Source organism: Streptomyces endocoffeicus, assembly GCF_016741935.1.
Classification (GTDB): Bacteria; Actinomycetota; Actinomycetes; order Streptomycetales; family Streptomycetaceae; genus Streptomyces; species Streptomyces endocoffeicus.
Map to the genome: position 1 here is coordinate 75338 of NZ_JAERRG010000032.1, position 17020 is coordinate 92357.

General features: G+C 70.2%; 15 protein-coding genes, 1 pseudogene and 1 riboswitch. Of the genes and pseudogenes, 5 read left to right on the top strand and 11 right to left on the bottom strand.

Annotation, left to right across the window (positions count from 1 at the left end; translation table 11 throughout):
* Window positions 1–17 precede the first annotated feature (17 nt).
* A riboswitch (cobalamin riboswitch) is annotated at window positions 18–199 on the bottom strand.
* A gap of 320 nt (window positions 200–519) precedes the next feature.
* From JK364_RS45335 to JK364_RS45360, 6 genes and pseudogenes are all read right to left on the bottom strand, one after another.
* Window positions 520–1032 (bottom strand): ATP-grasp domain-containing protein, encoded by a 513-nt coding sequence (locus JK364_RS45335; protein WP_230993494.1) that lies wholly within the window; start codon window positions 1030–1032, stop codon window positions 520–522.
* A gap of 213 nt (window positions 1033–1245) precedes the next feature.
* Window positions 1246–1512, bottom strand: a pseudogene (locus JK364_RS45340) (cysteine synthase family protein); the annotation flags it as partial.
* Window positions 1513–1729: 217 nt separating this feature from the next.
* Window positions 1730–2248: a copper chaperone PCu(A)C domain-containing protein gene (locus JK364_RS45345; protein ID WP_230993495.1), complete on the bottom strand. Its 519-nt coding sequence runs from the start codon at window positions 2246–2248 to the stop codon at window positions 1730–1732.
* Complete coding sequence (locus JK364_RS45350; protein WP_201857289.1) at window positions 2229–4628, bottom strand: heavy metal translocating P-type ATPase; 2400 nt, start codon at window positions 4626–4628, stop codon at window positions 2229–2231. Before JK364_RS45350 ends, JK364_RS45345 begins: the two co-directional genes overlap by 20 nt.
* Window positions 4625–4900: a hypothetical protein gene (locus JK364_RS45355; RefSeq protein WP_230993496.1), complete on the bottom strand. Its 276-nt coding sequence runs from the start codon at window positions 4898–4900 to the stop codon at window positions 4625–4627. The genes JK364_RS45350 and JK364_RS45355 overlap by 4 nt, the downstream gene beginning before the upstream one ends.
* A 542-nt stretch (window positions 4901–5442) precedes the next feature.
* Entirely contained in the window at window positions 5443–6411 is a 969-nt protein-coding gene (locus JK364_RS45360) for a GlxA family transcriptional regulator (protein ID WP_230993497.1), read from the bottom strand.
* Between the two features lie 124 nt (window positions 6412–6535).
* On the opposite strand from JK364_RS45360, the gene JK364_RS45365 reads away from it, so the two are divergent.
* The 5 genes from JK364_RS45365 to JK364_RS45385 all read left to right on the top strand — a co-directional run bounded on the left by JK364_RS45365 (window position 6536) and on the right by JK364_RS45385 (window position 11672).
* Window positions 6536–7162, top strand: coding sequence for a DJ-1/PfpI family protein (locus JK364_RS45365; protein WP_230993498.1), 627 nt, complete (start codon window positions 6536–6538; stop codon window positions 7160–7162).
* A gap of 524 nt (window positions 7163–7686) precedes the next feature.
* A complete protein-coding gene (locus JK364_RS45370; protein ID WP_201857290.1) occupies window positions 7687–8724 on the top strand; it encodes an ABC transporter substrate-binding protein in 1038 nt (345 codons plus the stop codon).
* Between the two features lie 56 nt (window positions 8725–8780).
* Entirely contained in the window at window positions 8781–9746 is a 966-nt protein-coding gene (locus tag JK364_RS45375) for a FecCD family ABC transporter permease (protein WP_201857291.1), read from the top strand.
* 4 nt (window positions 9747–9750) lie between these two features.
* On the top strand, window positions 9751–10578 hold the full coding sequence (locus JK364_RS45380; RefSeq protein WP_201857292.1) for an ABC transporter ATP-binding protein: 828 nt from the start codon (window positions 9751–9753) through the stop codon (window positions 10576–10578).
* A 494-nt stretch (window positions 10579–11072) separates the two neighbouring features.
* Entirely contained in the window at window positions 11073–11672 is a 600-nt protein-coding gene (locus tag JK364_RS45385; protein ID WP_201857293.1) for a YdcF family protein, read from the top strand.
* A gap of 210 nt (window positions 11673–11882) precedes the next feature.
* Here the strand turns inward: JK364_RS45385 and JK364_RS45390 are convergent, their stop codons facing one another.
* The 5 genes from JK364_RS45390 to JK364_RS45410 form a co-directional block, all read right to left on the bottom strand.
* Window positions 11883–12749 (bottom strand): carbohydrate ABC transporter permease, encoded by an 867-nt coding sequence (locus JK364_RS45390; RefSeq protein ID WP_372462074.1) that lies wholly within the window; start codon window positions 12747–12749, stop codon window positions 11883–11885.
* Window positions 12743–13738: a carbohydrate ABC transporter permease gene (locus JK364_RS45395; protein ID WP_201857294.1), complete on the bottom strand. Its 996-nt coding sequence runs from the start codon at window positions 13736–13738 to the stop codon at window positions 12743–12745. The genes JK364_RS45390 and JK364_RS45395 overlap by 7 nt, the downstream gene beginning before the upstream one ends.
* Window positions 13735–15114: an ABC transporter substrate-binding protein gene (locus JK364_RS45400; protein ID WP_230993499.1), complete on the bottom strand. Its 1380-nt coding sequence runs from the start codon at window positions 15112–15114 to the stop codon at window positions 13735–13737. Before JK364_RS45400 ends, JK364_RS45395 begins: the two co-directional genes overlap by 4 nt.
* A 43-nt stretch (window positions 15115–15157) precedes the next feature.
* A complete protein-coding gene (locus JK364_RS45405; protein ID WP_201857295.1) occupies window positions 15158–15982 on the bottom strand; it encodes a sugar phosphate isomerase/epimerase family protein in 825 nt (274 codons plus the stop codon).
* On the bottom strand, window positions 15979–17020 hold a 1042-nt coding region (locus JK364_RS45410), incomplete at its 5' end, for a Gfo/Idh/MocA family protein (RefSeq protein ID WP_372462073.1). The genes JK364_RS45410 and JK364_RS45405, both read right to left, overlap by 4 nt.

Genomic DNA, 17020 nt, shown 5'->3' on the forward strand with positions numbered 1-17020 from the left:
GGGAGTCCGCGCTCCTCGGAACGGGCCCGCGACAGGCCAGTGTCCTGACTCCCGGATCGACGTTCCCCCGGCCTTCCCGCGCGGCGCGCAGTGGCGTGTCGAAGGGTTGCACTCCCCGGTCACAGTGGCGGGACCGTGCCGGAATCGCACCGGCTTCCTGTCTCCCGTCGCGGTGATGACCGGCTGATATTACGTAGGTGTGGTCGACGCGCGAAAGGGCGCACGGCTGAAAGCCGTGCGCCCAGAGCGGTGTCACACCTCTCGGACGGCTCGCACCACCAGTCTTTCGGCGTCCTGGGGTCGTACGGGCGGCCGTCGAAACCGCCCAAGACCTCGATACGCCCGAACCCCGCCTCCTCCACCATCACGCGCAGCTCCACGGCGCTGTAGACGAACCACACCAGGCCGGCCCGATCCACCCGGTCGCCCCGGACCAGCACCCAGTCCCTGCGCAGCCTTGCCCAGTCCCTGCGCAGCCTCGCCCAGTCGTCCAGCACGGTGTCGGTCTGCACCAGAAGGTCATCGCCGCGCCGGACGACCTTGGGCGGCACCACCTTGCCGGCCACGTCGAGGACCAGGGTGCCGCCCGGAGCGAGGGCCGCGTGCATGGTGTGCAGCACGCGCGCGTTGTCGGCCGGGCTCGATGGCCGCGAGCACGCTGCCCAGCCACCGCTCCAGCGCCGCCCGCCGTACCGCCGGGAAAACCACGGGGAACGCGGTGACCTCCTCGCGGAAGCGCGGTTCGGGTGACATCAGCCGACTGGAGACGCCCAGCAGCCGCGTGTGCCCCGCCCAAGTGAGGGTCTCGGCGCTGTAGACCGGGCCGGAGAAGTACGGCTCGGCGAACAACCGGCCCGTCAGCCGACGCGACGCCGCCTCGTCCAGCGCGCGGTCCAGCTCCTGCTTGTCCCTGACCAGCCAGACGTTCTGGCTGCCGGTGCCCGCCGAGTCCTTGAGGACGGCGGGCAGGCCCATGTCCCGCGGCACGAGTTCGCGCGGTTCCAAGTCGTCGGCCGTCCCATCGGTGACCACCTCGACAGCTGCTGCCCGTGTCAGCCCCGCCTCGTACAGCCGGTTGCGTACGCCGACCTTGTCCCTCGTCAGCCGCAGTACCGCCGGGTCGATGGCGGGCAGACCGAACCGCGCGGCCAGATCGGCGCCGACGAGCGTCCAGGTGTCGGTGGAACTGATCAGACCGTGCAGGTCCGCAGCCGCTCACCGAGCGAATCGGCGGCGCGCACCAGGTGCCGATGGCTCCAGGGCTTGCGTGTGCCGGGCGTGGACGTGTTCGACGTAGCGATTGCCGGTGTCGGCGCCGATCACCAGATGGAGCCGGTCCGGATGGCGGCGTGCCTCGTGTGTGGCGGCCAGGTACGTGGCGCCGGTCGAGAGTCCGGCGAAGACGGCGTGGTCGCGCAGCAGAGCGACCGTGCCCGACAGCGCGTGCGTGAAGTCCATCCAGTGGATGACGTCGTAGAGGTGGTGGCGGACGTTGTCGAAGACGATCGAGGAGTGGCCAGGGGCTGGGGCGCGATTTCGCGCACAGTGCACCACCTCGGTGTCCGAAAAGGTGTGGACGAATACAGCCGTTGCCCCGGTCGTGCCCGGCCTTTCGATGGCGCGAAACCCTCTTGAGGGAAAGCGAGAATCCCGGCGTCGCGGGGAGCTGGAAGCGCCGGAAAACCGACCCCCTGGAGGGGCCCTCGTCGATGGCGGGCAGGCCGCGCTCTCAACGATCGGTGAGATTCGATCGCATCGCCTCCGCCCCGACCCGGCCGCGTACGGAGAACCACAGGTTGAAGGACACCCTCTCGCCCGGCTTCATCATCGGCGGGTCGAGGAGGGCGATGTGGATGCCTTCCCGGGACATCCGCAGTGTGCTGTGCGCGCGTACGGTCACTGCTTTCGGCCGCCGGACGGTACCCGGCCGTTTCCGGTCGGGCGCGCGCAGCATGGAGACTCCCAGTTCCGGGGAGTCGGCGAAGATCAGGGTGTCGTCCGTGTCCCCGACGTTGCGAATCTCGAAGTAGGCGGCGGCCGTCTGCCCGCTGGACTGGATGATACGGCCGCCACCGACCCGGATCCTCGGTGTGGGCTCTCCCGCTGCCCCGGTCGCCGTGTAGCCCGTGAGCAGGGCCAACGCCAGTGCGCAGCCGCCCACCGGCACCAGCGCCGCCCGTACTCCCCGGGTCATCGTCTCCCTCAGGCGGCGTCGCGGCGTGGTGCGGTCATCGGTCGCTGAGGACATCGGACTTCCTTCCCGTACGGCCGTGCTCGGTGGCCGCGGGGCCGTAGGAGGGTAGGGGAGTGGGCGGGGTGCCGGTATGCCACCGGCCGGGGGTGTAGGTCCGCAGCCGCAGACTGTTGGTGACGACCAGGACCGAACTCGCGGACATGGCCGCGGCCGCGACCATGGGATTGAGCCAGCCGGTCGCGGCCAGGGGAACGGTGACCACGTTGTAGCCGAAGGCCCAGACGAGGTTGGCGCGGATGGTGCTCAGCGTGCGCCGGGTGAGCCGGATGGCGTCGATGACGGCCAGCATGTCCTCCCGTACGAGGGTGATGTCGGCCGCGCCGATCGCGGCGTCGGTGCCACCGCCCATTGCCATCCCCAGATCGGCGGAGGCCAGCGCGGCGGCGTCGTTTACCCCGTCGCCGATCACCGCGACGCATCGGCCCTGCTCGCGCAGTGCGGTGACGACCCGTTCCTTCTCCTCCGGGGTCACTCCGGCGTGGACCGTGTCGATGCCCGCCTGTTCCGCCATCGCATGGGCGGGGGCGGCGCCGTCACCGGTCAACAGCACCGGTTCGATGCCCAGCGCGCGCACTTCGCTCACCGCCTCGCGACTGGTGGGCCGCAGGCTGTCCCCGACGGCGAGCAGCCCCGTGAGGCGGTCGTCGATCTCCACGATCACGGCGGTGTGCGCGGCGCGTTCGGCGGCCTCGCGCGCCCGGCGCAACGGCTCCGGCAACGGCTCCGACGGCTGGGGGCGGCGTACCCGCACCTCACGGCCCTCCACACGTCCGGACACGCCCTCACCGGCAACAGCCCGGAAGTCCGTCACCTCCGGCAGCCGCGTGACGCGGTCCTCCTCGCGGCGGGCCGCCGCCACCACTGCCAGGCCGATGGGGTGCTCGGAGCCCTGCTCCACGGCCGCGGCCAGCCGGAGCACCTCCCTCGCTCCCGGACCGCCCTCCGCCACGATGGTGTCGGCCAGCGTCATGCGCCCCGTGGTGAGTGTGCCGGTCTTGTCGAAGACCACGGTGTCCACGCGGCGCAGCCGCTCCAGCGCCTCCGGGCCGCGGACGAGGACGCCGAGTTGCGCCCCGCGTCCGCTGGCCACCAGGAACGCGGTCGGTGTGGCCAGCCCCAGCGCACACGGGCAGGCCACCACGAGCACGGCCACGGCCGCGGTGACGGCAGTCTCTCCCGCCGCGCCCGCGCCGAGCCAGAAGCTCAGCACCGTGCCGGCGATCGCCACGATCACCGGCACGAACACCCCCGCCACCGCGTCGGCCAGCCGCTGGATCCTGGCCTTGCCCGCCTGCGCCTCGACCACCAGGCGGGTGATACGAGCCAGTTGCGTATCGGCGCCGACCGCGGTGGCGCGCACGACGAGCAGCCCGCCGGAGTTGACGGCGCCGCCGACCACGGCCGTGCCGGGCGCCACCTCCACGGGCACGCTCTCGCCGGTGACCAGGGAGAGATCCAGCGCCGAGCCGCCCTCGACCACCACACCGTCCGTGGCGACCTTCTCACCGGGGCGCACCACGAACTCCTGCCCCATGGTGAGTTCGGCCACCGGGACGCGGCGGCTGCCGTCCAGCTCCCTCAACTCCACGTCATGCGCGCCGAGTTCGGAGAGTGCCCGCAGCGCCGAACCGCTCCGGTGCCGGGCACGCGACTCCAGATGCCGCCCGACCAGGACGAACAGCGGCACGGCGACCGCCGCCTCCAGATAGATATGAGGCGCACCGTCGTCGGCCGAGGGCAGCAGGCTGAACGGCATGCGCATCCCCGTCACCCCCGCGCCGCCCCAGAGCAGGGCGTACGCCGACCAGGCGAACGACGCGAGGACGCCGAGGGATACCAGGGTGTCCATGGTGGCCGTGGCATGCCGCAGACCGCGCAACGCCCGCCGATGGAAGGGCCACGCACCCCAGGTCGCGACCGGCGTGGCGAGGGAGAAGCAGGCAAACTGCCATCGGTCGAACTGCCAGGCGGGAACCATCGAGATGACGATCACGGGCAGCGCCAGCACCGCCGTGACGACGAGCCGTTCGATGTCGACGACCTCATCGCGGCCGGGCCCGTCGTCAACACCGTCCCGGGGCGATCGGCTGTCGTCTTCTCCGGCGGCGGGAGGCGCGGGGAGCTCGGCGGTGTAACCCGCCCGTTCGACGGTGGCGATCAGCTCCGCCGGGGCCACGGTGGCCGGATGGGAGACTCGCGCCGTGCCGGTGGCCAGGTTCACGGTGGCGCTCACGCCTTCGACGCGGGCCAGTTTCTTCTCCACCCGGGCCACGCAGGCGGCGCACGTCATCCCGCCGATCAGCAGGTCGGTGGTGCGCGCGGACACGCCGGACGGGGCGGTCCGATCGGACGCGGTGTCCGGCCGCTCGCTCATCGCGCCCCCTCCCAAGCGCTGGGGTCCTGCGGCCCCATGCCGTGCGTGTCCATGCCTCCGGCCCGGCCGTCCTGCGGCACACTCCGATGGATTCCGGGCGCCACCGGACCGGCCGCCCGCCCCACCGTGTAGGAGGCGGCCATCAACACCGCCAGGAGGACGAGAAACCCGGTCAGGGCGGGAGGCGGCAGCGCGCGCCGCGTCCGGGCTACGCGCGGCTCCGCTCCGTCGGGCGCCGGTCGAGGCGGCGAGGCGGTATCGGTCAGCGGCATCTTCGGCACTCCCCTGTGCAGGCTTGGCGGAAACGGCCGGGGTTCGCTCACCTTTACGGGTCCGGGGCGGTTGGCCGCTCACCGTACGGAAGCTCTGTCACACAAGGAGAAAAACCGCCCCGGCCGGGAACCGTCCGGGTGCGTCAGCCGACATCTCAGCTGTGAGCGGTCTCTGGCCCGGCCCGGCGGAGAGCGGAAAGTCCGACCGGGCAGCGGCCGGGGCACATGCGCCCACCCGGCCAAGCGGAGGGGCCGGGTGCGGCGGACGGCGAGAGGTCGCCCCTCCACCGCACCCGGGGAGTCCGTTGCCGGACGCGGACGTCAAGCCACCGCTACGACCACGGCGGGTGGACGGATGTTCGTCCTGCTGGTGTGAACCCGCGGGGCCGGATCGTACGGCGGCCCGCGGAACATGGCATGCGAGGTGCGGGCACCCGGCACCCGGCGCCACATGTCGACGGAGGCAACTGCCGTGCGTCTCCCATCAGTTCACTCAGGCGGGGATCAACGATCCAGAACACCCACAGTTTCGGATCAATAGGTCAGGTGACGGCGAACATTCGGCGGTATTCACTTGGGGTGATCCCGGTGGCGCGGCGGAAGTGCTGCCGGAAGTTCGCCGGGGTTCCGAGCCCGCAGAGCTGTGTGATGTGGTCGACGCCGGCGTCGGTGGTTTCGAGGAGTTCGCGTGCCCGGTCGATGCGTGCCGCGTTGAGCCATTTGATCGGGGTGGTGCCGGTCTCGGCCGCGAAGGCACGTGCGAAGGTTCGGGGGGAGAATCGGGCGTGTGCGGCCAGGTCGGCTACCGTCAGTGGCTGGTCCAGGCGGTTCAGTGCCCATTCCAGGGTCGCGCCGAAGCCTGTCCTGTTCGGTGGGACCGGCGGTCGTGCGATGAACTGCGCCTGCCCGCCGTCCCGATGTGGTGCGGCGACGATCTCGCGCGCTACGGCGTTCGCGACGGCCGCCCCGTGGTCGCGGCGCAGGAGGTGCAGGCAGAGGTCGATGCCGCTGGCGACGCCTGCGGAGGTGATGACGTCTCCGGCGTCGACGTAGAGCGCGTCGGGGTCGACCTCAACCTTGGGATGGAGACGGGCGAGGTCATCCGTGTGGCGCCAGTGCGTCGTCGCGCGCCTCCCGTCGAGCAGCCCCGCGGAGGCGAGCGCGAACGCTCCGGTGCAGATCGAGGCGATGCGGGTGCCGTGTCGGTGTGCCTGGGCCAGTGCGGCCACCACGTCGTCCGGCGCACCGTCGAGGTAGTCGCGGAAGGCCGGCACGATCACCGTGTCCACCGCGCTGACCGTGTTGAGACCATGCGTGGCGATGAGGGGCCAGCCGTTGTATGTCTCGACGGGGCCCGCGGTGCGGCCGCAGAGCATCAGGTCGTAGGGCAATCCCGGCTGGTCGAAGATGTGGAACGGTATGCCCAATTCCATCGGCAGCACCCGGTCGAGCGCGAGTACGGCGATGCGATGCCGCCGGACGAACTGCTCGGATGCCATCGGCACAGTCATGGCAGAAATCTATCGTGACTGGGCTCTTCTGCCGCTTCCCGGCGTTGTGGGGGCCCTGAATAGTGAAGACGTTCCACATTCTCGTGGAACGAGGTCGATTGCTCTGCCGGGAGGGACACCGAGGATGATGAACGACGCGATTCCGTATCGGATCACGGTGCTGTTGTTCGAGGCTGTCGAGGAGTTGGACGCGGTCGGGCCGTGGGAAACGCTCCGGTTCTGGCAGGAGCTGACCGAACGCGACGTGGTCGTCCGCACCGCGAGCATCGACGGACGATCTGTGCGCTGTGGCCTGGGGCTGACGTTCACGCCCGATGGCGCCATTGACGATGAGCCGAGGCCGGACCTGCTCATTCATCCTGGTGGCGCCGGCGTCGAGATTCTCCGGGAGGACCAAACGCACCTGTCAAGGCTGCGGTCGTTCGCGGCCGACGGCACGCTTTTGGCGTCCGTGTGCAACGGCTCTCTGGTGTTCGCGGCGGCCGGGCTCCTCGCGGGGCTCCCCGCGACCTCCCATTGGAGCGAGATCGACGGCTTCGTGTCTCGGCATCCTGACGTCGACGTCCGGACCGGCCCCCGGTGGGTTGACACCGGGCAGATCGTGACCAGCGCGGGCGTAGCCGCCGGGATCGACATGGCGCTTCACCTCATCGACCGCCTCGAAGGCGTCGACATCGCCCAGAAGGTGTCCCACGTACTCGAGTACCCCTGGTCACCCGAGGCTTCCACGACCGTCGTGACGGAGAAATAAGGAACCAGAAAGCCATGATCAGGGCTTCAGCCCCGGCGTCACCGGCGTCACCGGCGTCACGATCCGCGCACTCGGCCCGTCTCCTGCCGGGGCGCCGTCCACGACGAGCACAAACTGTATGACGGGATGCGGGCCGCGTGGGCGGCGGCAGCCCCTTCCACGCCGATCGTCGGTCCGACACCGCAGCGTTGGTCTGTGAGGGCCGCACCCTGACCTGCGTGGACCCGCACCGGGGCAGCGACGCCTCGCGCACGTCGCGCGGGCCGCGGGACTTGTCCAGGGCGGCCACGTCCGCACCGGGCTGGGGGCTGTGGCATCACGTGCCCCGGTCGACCGCGAGCCGCTCTTCCGCTGCCCGGACCACTGTGTACCGAGGGCGTGCTTCCCTCGCCCCGCCGGCCCGGCCCCGGCCCCGGCCTTCGCCGAATAGCCCACGACTCCCCGGGAACTCACGACCACTTCGCCGCGACTACTGCATCAGAACTCTTCAGCCCATGAGCACAGCCCGTACACAAGGAGCCCACATGCCGATGAAACGGTCGGCCGCTGTCACCCTGACCGCAGCCCTCTGCCTGCTCACGGCGGCATGTGGCTCCTCGTCCGAGGACAAGGCGAGGGACAGCACCACCGAGGCCGCCGTCTCGAAATCCGGCTACCCGGTCACCCTCGACAACTGCGGTGAGAAGGCGACGTTCAAGAAGGCCCCCAGCCGGGTCGTCGTCATGAACGGCGCCTCGGTCGCCGAGGTCTCCACGCTTCTCGCCCTCGGCCTCCAGGACAAGATCGTCGCCAACGAGCAGACCTACGGAATGTCCGAGGTGGCGGACCGGGCCGCGGCCATCAAGGACCTGCCCACCGGTGACATCAAGCTCAACGACGCCTATGACATCCCCCGCGAGGCGATGCTCGGCCTGCGCCCCGATCTCGTCCTGTCCGTCACCACATACGGCTTCGACCAGAAGAACGGCTTCGCCACCCGTGAGCAGCTGAAGCAGGTAGGAGCCAACAGCTACGTCTCCCCGCAGGGCTGCGACGACGACCCCTCCAAGATGACCGTCGCCGACAGCTACACGCTGCTGCGCGACATGGGAAAGATCTTCAACGTCAGTGACAGGGCCGAGAAGCTGATCGCCGAGTCCGAAAAGAACATCGCGGCGGTCTCCGAAAAGGTCAAGGGGGAGAAGAAGCCGAAGGTCATGGTGCTCTTCTCCAACATGGCCATGGGCAGCAACGACTTCAGCTCGGTCTTCAGCAAGGGAATCGCTAACGACATCCTCGCCAAGGCCGGCGGCTCCAACGCCTTCGAGAGCGCTTCCAAGGCCCTCTTCGCCGATCTGAGCAAGGAGAAGGTGGCCGCCACCGACGTCGACGCCCTCGTCGTCATCAGCTACAACGACCCCAACCCGGCTGCCTACGCCAAGAAGCTGCTCAAGGAGTTCCCCCAGTGGTCAGCCGCCAAGAACAACGCGTACGTCGTCCTGTCCGACTCGATGTACCTGGGTCCCAGCAACGATCTGGCGGTGGAGAAGATCGCCAAGCTGCTGCACCCCGAAGCGTTCTGACCCGGCTCAGGACTCCGCTGGCGTTCACGCTCCTGCCCGTCGCGCTGATCGTCACGATGATCGTGGGCATCAGTATCGGGGCGGTCAACGTCCCGCTGGGCGACGTGTGGGGGATCGTCCTCCACCATGTGACCGGCGCGGGGGCGGCGCACTCCGACCCCGCGCTGGACCAGATCGTCTGGAACTTCCGCACCCCGCGGGTTGTCCTTGCGGCCCTGGTCGGCGCGGGCCTGGCCGTGTCGGGCGCCGTGCTGCAAACCGTGGTGTCCAACCCGCTGGCCGACCCCATCGTGCTGGGTTTCTCCTACGGTGCCACGCTCGGCGCGGTGCTGGTCATCACCCTGGGCGGCGGCGCGGCGCTGGCCGGGCTCGGGGTGTCGGCGGCCGCGTTCCTCGGCGCGGTCGCCGCCGGCGCGCTGGTCTTCGCCCTCGGACAACGCCGGGGACGCCTGGCGCCCACCCGGCTGGTGCTGGCCGGCGTCGCCGTCGGCTACGTCTTCCTCTCGGCCACGAGCTATGTGCAACTCCAGGCGACACCGACCGAGTTGCGGACGGTCATGTTCTGGATGCTGGGCAGCGTCTCCGGCGCGCAGTGGGGCCAACTCCCCACGGTCACCGCGGTGGTGCTCGTCACCACTACGCTCCTCAGTCTCTTCGGCCGGCGGCTCAATGCCCTGCTGGCCGGTGACGAGTCCGCCACCGCGCTCGGCGTCGACGTCAACCGGCTGCGCGCCGTGCTCCTGGTGCTCGCCGCACTGCTGACCGGAACCGTCATCGCCGTCGCCGGCAGCATCGGCTTCGTCGGCCTGATGATCCCGCATCTGGTGCGCCTGACCACCGGCGCCGACCACCGCCGGCTGCTCCCCCTGACCGCCCTGCTGGGAGCCGTCTACCTGGTCCTCGTCGACCTGCTCTCCCGCACCCTCAACCGCCCCAACGAAATCCCCCTGGGCATCATCACCGCTCTGCTCGGAGCTCCCTTCTTCCTGTGGCTGCTGCGCCGCAACAAGGGCCTGGACTGACACCATGAAACTCACCGTCGACCGGCTCCACGTCACCCTGGACCACAACCCGATTCTCCGCGACGTGAGCCTGGAGGCCCGTAAAGGCGACATCGTCGGCCTCGTCGGCCCCAACGGCAGCGGCAAGTCCACCCTGCTGCGTGCCGTCTACCGCTCGCTCCGTCCCGTGGACGGGGCGGTCAGGGTGGGCGAGGACAACGTATGGGAGCTGTCCCCCCGCGCCGCTGCGCGTCGTACGGCCGCCGTTCTCCAGGACGCCGGCGGCAACACCACCGGCCTGACCGTCACCGAGATCGTGGCCCTCGGCCGCGGCCCGCATCACGGGCTGCTCGGCCGTGACGGTGCCGAGGACCGCGAGGCCGTCTCCGACGCCATCGACAGCTGCGGCGTACGGCCCTTCGCCGACCGCGACTACGCCTCCCTGTCCGGCGGCGAACGACAACGCGTCCTACTGGCAAGGGCGCTGGCGCAGAGTCCACAACTCCTGGTTCTGGACGAACTCACCAACCACCTCGACATACGGGCCCGGTTCGAACTCCTGGACCTGATCCGGGCCACCGGCGTCACCACCCTCGCCGTCCTGCACGACCTCGACCTCGCCGCCCGCCTCTGCGACCATCTCGTCGTCCTGCACGACGGAGCCGTGGCGGCGGCGGGACCGGTCCTTGAGGTGCTCACTCCGGACCTCCTCGCCGACGTCTTCGGCGTCCGCGCCGGCACCGAGCGGCATGCCGACGGCGTCATCCGCATCACCTACGCGGCCCAGCCCCTCGCGAACGGCGAGAGCCCGGAGCACGACCACGCCCGGCTCTCCGAGACCGCCGAGCGCTGAAGCGGAAGTGAGTTCGCGTCAGGCTCCCGAGGCGCACGCGGGTTCCGGGCCTCGTACTGGATACCGGATCCGGTTGCCTCGGCCGCCTCGGCCGCCTCGGCCCGGTCGAACCGGGCCACCAGGTGCAGGGCCATGTCGAACCCGGCCGACCCTCGGCGCTGGTGACGACGGCCCCGTCATCGACAACGCGCTGCCCACTCGCCCACCACAGCCAGTACCAGGGGGACCGAGAGCCCGAAACCGGCTCAGCGGCCGTATCCGCCCCTATCCATTGGCGGCGGGGCCACGGTGAGCCCGGTGTACGAGGACGACCCGACATTCACGCAGCCAAAGGCCCGTTCGAGCCGGGTGTACGCGAGGATCGCCCGCTTCGCACAGGAGTGGCAGGCAACCAGCGCGGCTTCGCCGGAGCAGTTGCAGGAAGGCTGGCGCCAGATCCGCGAGGAGGCTCGAAAATCGGGCGGCCCGGCACCTAGGTGCCCTAGAGTCGCCGCATGCGGCGAAGGGCAGGGTTGGCGATAGCCGGGGTTGCGGCCCTGGCTTGGGGCGAGTGGTTGAACTGGCGCTGGTCTCGAGTTCTCGTGGGGAACGGCGGGGGCGCTTCCGAGGCCGTGGTGGTGTTGGGGTACCGGAACCCCCAAGCGACGGCGAACTTGATCAACCGATGGCGAGTCCGTACTGGAATTCGCTCCATCTCCGCTGACGGTGCGCATGGGACCCGCGTGATCTTCAGCGGCGGTGCGGCTGGCGGCGGCACCGCGGAGGCCCAGCTAATGGCTGACTACGCGAAGTCCGTGCTCGAGTTCGAGGGCACGGTGCTCCTCGAAGACCAAAGCGCGACGACGTGGGAGAACATCACGAACGTGATCCCGCTGCTTGAGGACGTGGACCGCATCAAGATCGCCTCCCAGCCGGCTCATGCACTCAAGGCCCGTGCGTACTTGCGGCGGCAGCGTCCCGATCTTGCAGAGAGGCTCGTGCGCGCGGATGACTACCGTACCGGCGAGTGGACGGTAGTCAAACCGCTGCTGGCTCTGTACGGACTGTGGACACTCCGCGGTCTCAAGGCCGATGAACGCAAGGTCTCGCTGTAAACGACGCAGGACAGGCGGCATGACGACGCCTGGCAAGGTCGCGGCACGGACCCGAGCGACATGTACGTGGCCATGACGTGCGACGACCGTGCCCGCGACATCGCTGTCGAAAGCGCGGCCCGCACATCAATCAGCCCAGAGTGTCTTACCGGGACCTTGGCTCGGGAATGTCCCCGAACAGCTGGTCAGAGGTGGGAAACGAGTGTTACGTCACTTCACGCTGCCCGCTGTGAGGCCCGAGCGCCAGTAGCGCTGCAGCAGCAGGAACGCCACGACCAGCGGCAACAGCGCCAGCAGTGAACCGATGACCATCAGCGGGTAGTAGTCCGGGTTGATCGGCGCGGTGGAGTTCCAGCTGTACAGACCGAGGCTGAGCGGATACAGCGACGCGTCGTTGAGCATCACCAAGGGCAGGAAGAAGTTGTTCCAGATCGCCGTCAGTTGGAACAGGAAGATCGTCACGTAGCCGGGGGCGAGCATCCGCAGTCCCACGAACAGGAAGCTGCGCAACTCGTTCGCGCCGTCGACCCGGGCGGCCTCCAGGACTTCGTCAGGCACGTAGGAGGCGGAGAACATCCGCGCCAGGTACACGCCGAAGGGGTTGAACAGGACCGGGATCAGGACCGACCACACCGTGTTCGCGAGCCCCAGGTCGGAGGCGAGCAGGTACAGCGGCAGGGCGAGCACCGTGGCTGGCACCATCACCGATATCAGGATGAGGGCGAACAGGGCACCCTTGCCGGTGAACTCGAACTTGTCGAAGACGTACCCGGCGGCGGTGGACACGAGTGCGCCGACCGCGGCACCGCCCACGGCGTAGAGCAGGCTGTTGCCGTACCAGGTCAGGTACGCGCCGCCGTCGTGGGCGAGCAGGTCGCGGAAGTTGTCCACGAGCGCGAAGTGGGAGAGGTCGAAGAAGTCGGAGGCGAACAGCGCCCGCGCGTCCACCGTGGAGGCGAGCAGCAGCCACAGCAGGGGCAGCAGCGCGTAGAGCACGCTGATGCCCACCAAGACGTTCGCGACGATACGGCCGTACGGCCGGGTGGCGGAGCCGGAGGTGGCGGTGGCACTCACGATCGGGCCTTCCTGGGGTCGGGGACGCGCCGGGCGGTGCCCGCCGTTCCGCGCGTGACCACGTAGGACAGGACGCAGCACACGAGCAGCAGCAGGACTGAGGCGGCGGATGCCAAGCCGTAGTTGTTGCGGGTGAAGGCGGCGTCGAAGATGTACATGTTCGGGGTGTAGCGGGGGCCGACCAGCGGGCTGGCCCGGCTCAGCAGCATGGGCTCGGTGAACAGCTGGAGTGCTGCGATCGTGGTGAAGATCGCCACGGTGGACAGCGTGCCGCGGATCATCGGCACTTTGATCGTCAGCGCCGTGCGCACCGGGCCCGCGCCGTCGACCTGGGCGGCCTCGATGAGTTCGCGGGGGATGGCCCGAAGCGCGGCGAAGAAGATGACGGCGGTGTAGCCGAGTCCGCTCCACAGCGCGATATTCACGAGGGAGGGGATCAGCATGCGCAGGCCGAGGAAGTTCACCGAGATATCAGCGTTGTTCAGCAGGCCGAGGACGGGTGAGATGCCGGGTGTATAGAGGTACAGCCAGATGACGGTGGCGATGATGCCGGGCACGGCGTGCGGCACGAACAGCGCGGTCTGGCTGAGCCGGCGGGCGTGCACCAGACCTGAGTCGAACAGCAGGGCGAGGGCGAGCGCACCGGCCAGGACCAGGGGGATGAACACCAGCGCGTACAGGAGGGTGACGCCGACGCCGCGCACGAAACTGGGATCGGACAGCACGGACGTGTAGTTGCGCAGCCCCACGAAGGCGGTATGGGCGTTGCCGAAGCCGAGGCCCGTGTGGGACTCGGAGAAGAAGCTCAGTTTGACCGCGTACAGTACCGGGACCAGGAACACGGCGAACAGCAGCAGGGTGAAGGGCCCGAGGAGGGCGCCCACCGCCTGACGCTGCGGACGGCGCGAGCGCGTTACGCGGGTGCTCGGAACGCTCGGCGCACTCGGCGCGCCCGCGGTACGGGGCTTGCCGGGGACGGTGGACGTACTCATGCCTGCCTCACCTTCAGGCCCAGGCTGCGCAAGTCGGGCAGGGTCTCGGCCTGCGCGGTGCGCAGCGCCTCGATGATCGTCGTGCCGTACGGGAGCCGGGCCAGACCGTTGTGCAAGGACGTCGCGGTGGCCTGCATCCGTGGGCCCCAGATCCAGCCTGTGCGCAGCAGGCGGGCCTGGCCGGCCATCAGGCCGTAGAGATCCTGGCCGCCGTAGAAGTCGGTCTTGAACTGGCGTGAGGCGGCTTCGACCTGATCCTTCGCGGCGGGGAAGAGGCTCGAACGGCCGCTGGAGAGCCGGGCGGTAATCGCCTCGCGTGTCGTCGACATCCATTCCAGGAACCGCATCGCGCGCTCTTTGCGCCGGCTGTCGGCGGTGATGGCGTGCAGGGAGACACCGTCGGTGCCCAGGACTGGTTTGCCCGAGTCCCACTGGGGCAGCGGGGCCACGCGCCAGCGGCCGGAGGTGCCGGGCACCGAGGAGGCCAGGGCCGCCAGGCCCCACGGCCCGACCAGGTGGGCCGCCACGCGGCCGCGGGCGAGTGCGGACAGCCACTCCTGACTGCTGCCGGGGGCGACGAACAGCAGATCCTCATCGATCAGCCCCTGCCAGTAGTCCGCGACCCGGCGGGTGGGCTCGTCGAGGAAGTCCAGTGCCCAGCTGTCGCCTTCGATGGCGAACCACTGTCCGCCGCTCTGCATGGCGTGCCCGGCCAGCACGTTGTAGGCGTTGGGATGGAAGGTGGTCAGATGGACACCGGACTTCCTCTTGAGCCTGCGCGCCGCCTCGTGGAACTCCTCCCAGGTGGTGGGCACGTCGATGTGGTGCGCATCGAGGATGTCGGTGCGGTAGGCGAGCAGCATGGGGCCCAGGTCCAGCGGGATGCCGTACACCCGGCCGTCCAGCTTGCCGTTGGTCCACGCCTGCGGGCCGAGTTGCGTGCGCAGCCGCGGGGTGACCAGGTCGGTGACGTCGGCGCATACGCCGTCGATGGCGAAGGAGGGCAAGTCGGCGTCGACGATGGTGACGATGTCCGGGGCGTTCCCGGCTCGGGCGGCGTTCGAGAGCTTGGCGTTGCCACCCGCGAGACCCGAGGTCATGGGGGAGAAGTCGACGGGGTCATCGGGGTGGGTGGCATTCCACTTGGCGACCAGGGTGTCGGTGCCGCGCAGCGACGACCAGAAGGTCAGGGGCCCGTCCGGATCGCTCTGGCCGGCTGAGGCGTTGCCGCAGGACGTCACGCCGGCGCAGGCCAACGCGGTCCCGAGCCCGGCGGCCAGGACACCGCGTCTGCTCAGCGGACGGCTCGTCATGACGGCCGCCTCGGCCGCCTTGGGCGCGGAGAGGGAGGGGGAGGGGGAGGCCAGGGAGGACATGGGCGCTCCTGTTCGGGGACTTCAGGGGACTTTCGGAGGACTTTCAGAGGTGGGCAGGACGGCCGGAAGGGGCGGGGCCGGTGGGTGGCGGGGCGAGTGTGTCGAGCACCTGGTGGAAGGCGGTCAGCGCTTGATCGAGACCGGCGGCTTCGGGGTACCAGGCACGCTCCCACTCCAGGCTGATCCAGCCTTGGTAGCCGAGCCGGTGCAGCTGCTCGACGACGGCGGCCAGCGGGACGTCGCCGTGGCCGGGCAGGACCGGGCGCAGGTCGGTGGGCGTGGCGACGTCCTTCAACTGGACGTGCCGGATCCAGGGGCCGAGCACGGCGGCGGTACGGTCCGGACTCTCCCCGGCGCGCCAGGGGTTGACCGCGTCCCAGACCGAGCCCACCGCAGGGGAGCCGACGGCCTCGATGACGTCGGCGACCCGCTCGCCGGTGAGGAACTCGTCGTGGGTCTCCAGGAGTACGTCCACGCCCAGCCGCGCCGCCAGCGGGGCGGCCTGGGACAGACGGCGGACCGCCCGGTCGCGCCGCCCTTCCGGCTGGTCGGCGCCGCCGCCGAAGACCCGCACGGAGGGGGCGCCAAGCCTGGCGGCCAGGCGCAGGTGCCCGGCCAGGTCCTCCACCACGTCCGCGCGGTCGGCGGCGACCTGCACATACGACGCCAGGCAGACGATGTCCAGGCCCGCCGCGGTCAGGTGGGCGGCGACCGCGTCGGCTTCGGTTTCCGGCATGCCGGGGTAGGTCGGCTGGCCGGCCGCGCAGCGCAGTTCGACACCGTCACAGGGGCCGGTCCGGGCCAGGCGGACCACCTCGTCGAGGCCCGATCCGGGGCAGCCGAGGGTGCTGAACGCGCGCCGGTTCACGCCGGCACTCCGTCGTCGAGCAGAGCGACCGGGCCGCCCTCCGCCGCTGAGCGGTACACGGCGAGCGCGGCGGCCACCACCGACCGGCCGTAGACGGCGTCCACGTACCGTGCGCCGGGTTCGCAGCGGGCGGCGGCGACGAAGCCGTCCAACTGAGCCCGCAGCGCGGGCTGCTGGCGGCCGGAGTCGGCGTCGAGCAGCCGGACGGACTCGCCGTCGCGCAGCAGGAACAGGCCCTCGGTGGCGGAGACGCGCAGCGTCGCCCGCTCCATGACGACCTCGGTCTCGTCGAAGTACGGGGCGCCGCGGCTGGTCAGGGTGAGGCTTGCGCTGGTGCCGTCGGCCAGCTCCACCAGGGCGAGGGCGTCGGTCTCCACCTCGACACCGTCCCGGCCGCGGACCACGCCGCTGACCCGCCGCACCGGGGAGCCGGTGAACCACTGGATGCGGTCCAGGCCGTGGGTGCCGACGTTGAGGACGATGCCGCCGCCGGCCAGCTCCCGGTCGAAGAACCAGGAGGGCCGCGAACCGGGATCGTAGTGCGCCGAGCGCCGGTGGGTGACCAGCACGGGCCGGCCGAATTCCCCGGAGGCGACGAGCCGCCGCGCTTCCTGGGCCTGCGGGTCGAAGTGGACGACATGGGCGACGGCGAGCAGCGTGCCCGCCCGGTCGCAGGCGTCGATCATCCGGGTGCAGTCCTCGACGGTCGTCGCCATCGGCTTCTCCACCAGAACGTGCAGTCCGGCTGCCGCGGCGTCGGTGACCATCGAGGCGTGCAGGGCGTGCGGGGCCGCGACGATGACCGCGTCGAGCCCACCGGCCGCGAACATGTCGCGGTAGTCGGTGAAGACGGGCACACCGGCGGGCGCCAGGGCACGGGCGGCGGAACGGCGCGTGTCGCAGATCGCGGCTATCCGGTAGGCCCCCGCGTTCGCGGCTGCCCGTACGTGGGCGGCGCCGACACCGCCCGCGCCAATCACTCCGATGCGGAACCGGCCGGTGACCGGGTCGCTGCTCATGCGTGTCCTACTTTCTTGG

What these genes read in the sequence shown, in the direction of transcription:
- JK364_RS45345 (WP_230993495.1), bottom strand. Translation starts at nt 2,248, where the DNA reads ATGTCCTCAGCGACCGATGACCGCACCACGCCGCGACGCCGCCTGAGG.
- JK364_RS45385 (WP_201857293.1), top strand. Translation starts at nt 11,073, where the DNA reads ATGCGGCGAAGGGCAGGGTTGGCGATAGCCGGGGTTGCGGCCCTGGCT.
- JK364_RS45395 (WP_201857294.1), bottom strand. Translation starts at nt 13,738, where the DNA reads ATGAGTACGTCCACCGTCCCCGGCAAGCCCCGTACCGCGGGCGCGCCG.
- JK364_RS45380 (WP_201857292.1), top strand. Translation starts at nt 9,751, where the DNA reads ATGAAACTCACCGTCGACCGGCTCCACGTCACCCTGGACCACAACCCG.
- JK364_RS45350 (WP_201857289.1), bottom strand. Translation starts at nt 4,628, where the DNA reads ATGAGCGAGCGGCCGGACACCGCGTCCGATCGGACCGCCCCGTCCGGC.
- JK364_RS45360 (WP_230993497.1), bottom strand. Translation starts at nt 6,411, where the DNA reads ATGACTGTGCCGATGGCATCCGAGCAGTTCGTCCGGCGGCATCGCATC.
- JK364_RS45365 (WP_230993498.1), top strand. Translation starts at nt 6,536, where the DNA reads ATGATGAACGACGCGATTCCGTATCGGATCACGGTGCTGTTGTTCGAG.
- JK364_RS45370 (WP_201857290.1), top strand. Translation starts at nt 7,687, where the DNA reads ATGCCGATGAAACGGTCGGCCGCTGTCACCCTGACCGCAGCCCTCTGC.
- JK364_RS45400 (WP_230993499.1), bottom strand. Translation starts at nt 15,114, where the DNA reads ATGTCCTCCCTGGCCTCCCCCTCCCCCTCCCTCTCCGCGCCCAAGGCG.
- JK364_RS45355 (WP_230993496.1), bottom strand. Translation starts at nt 4,900, where the DNA reads ATGCCGCTGACCGATACCGCCTCGCCGCCTCGACCGGCGCCCGACGGA.
- JK364_RS45375 (WP_201857291.1), top strand. Translation starts at nt 8,781, where the DNA reads ATGATCGTGGGCATCAGTATCGGGGCGGTCAACGTCCCGCTGGGCGAC.